At 36.7% G+C, this 1,552-nt stretch carries 1 protein-coding gene and 1 pseudogene; both read left to right on the top strand.

Translation table 11 applies throughout. The features are described 5' to 3' along the window. Positions 1-746 (top strand): annotated as a pseudogene (locus B0182_RS13715) (hypothetical protein); the annotation flags it as partial. A gap of 11 nt (positions 747-757) precedes the next feature. Beyond that, positions 758-1,486 (top strand): hypothetical protein, encoded by a 729-nt coding sequence (locus B0182_RS13710; protein WP_078275440.1) that lies wholly within the window; start codon positions 758-760, stop codon positions 1,484-1,486. Positions 1,487-1,552: the final 66 nt, after the last annotated feature.

Raw genomic sequence — 1,552 nt, 5'->3', positions numbered from 1 at the left:
TGGAGGGGGGTGAGAGGGTGCCGTTTAGGTTGCCTAATTTACCCCATATTGTTAAACCTTTTAGCAATAAAGTGGATGTGTATGACTTGTTTCATCAATATAGCTTTGATGAGATTGAATATGTTGCTCATCTTGGCTCAGGTCAGCTTATTGAAGGAGTCTTGGATGAACATGGTCGAACCGGCACCATCATGTCTGAGGATCAAGAAGAAATTGATGTCTTTATTGGTTTTAAAGATGCCGATTGGGGCTTGGAGTTGGTCGAAACAGATTTTGATGGCGATCCAGAGAATGTTGCTTGCAATCCTGATGAAGATGAAGAGTGTGAGTGGCTTGGGAGTGATGATGATTCTTGGTGGAACAAGTTTATGGAATGGTGGGACGCAGATCAAAAATCAAATGCTCAAGATAGGGGTGCCGATGCTGCAGTAACGGCAGGAACCAGAGGTATGAGCAATACTAATGGAGGCATCATTAGTGCGGGAATAGGTGCAGCTAATGGTGCAATTGGTATTAGTAGTGCTTTAGATGGCGAATTACAGAAAGACTATCAATATTTTGTGCAACTGGGCGAGTTAAGACCAACTACAAAATTAACTTCTGTACAGGGCTATACTCGTTGTAGACAACTTATTGATTGGGAAAAGTTGGTTCAAAAATACAATGGCTCTAATTGGAGTGAGACTAATTCTCAAGGTATGTCTCCACAAAGAGAGGTTTGGAAAATTTGTACCACCAAGAAGTAGTGAGTGTTTTTATGATAAAATCTTTGTTTATTGTTGGTGTGTTTTTATTATTGGTGAGTTGCAGAAATTATGAAAATATATCTTTATTGCATTATGCAGATCAGGCAGATTTAAATAGTATTGGATTAAATCAGGAAATCATTAAAAAAATTAATGATGAGAATATGATTGTGAATGGTAATAGTCGCTATGACAATTACCTAATACATCACTATGGGGAGTTCGATATGTTATTAAATTCAAAAAATCCAAACGAATTATATGTTGTGAAAGATGGTATTTTTTTGGTTGGGATTAGAGATAACGGAGCGATAGAACTTTATGATAATAATACAAAATTTCCCAATCCATCAAGTTTATCCGTATTTTGGATGCCAAAACAATCAAATGTTATTTTGGCAAATAAAGAGAAAGTATACTTTGATATGGGCATAAATGGTGTTGATGCAGTATTTCAAAAACTTCCACACACAGGCGAAAAATCGTATCTTAATTATGTCGATATTGTAAATTTTTTACCCCAATCTGATATCGAGGAAGCTTTTATAGATAATCTGCAATGCAAGGCTTTAGTTGGTCACTATGCCTGCTGCACATCAAACGGACAAAATTACGACGCATACCAGTTCCAAGATATAGGCTGGCAAAAATCCACTAATAAAAAGGTTATGCAATATTGTCAATCCAAAGATTTATCGCAGTTAAGGAAGAGGTTAAGACAAGAAATATACAAAGACTAATATCACAAAGGTCAGAACAATATTATTGAACCAACTCGGAGAACAACTATGCCCACCACCCTCCTT

Source organism: Moraxella bovis (genome assembly GCF_002014975.1).
Lineage (GTDB): Bacteria > Pseudomonadota > Gammaproteobacteria > Pseudomonadales > Moraxellaceae > Moraxella > Moraxella bovis.
Note: the sequence above shows the minus strand (reverse complement) of the source record. Positions and strands in the feature narration are given on the sequence as shown.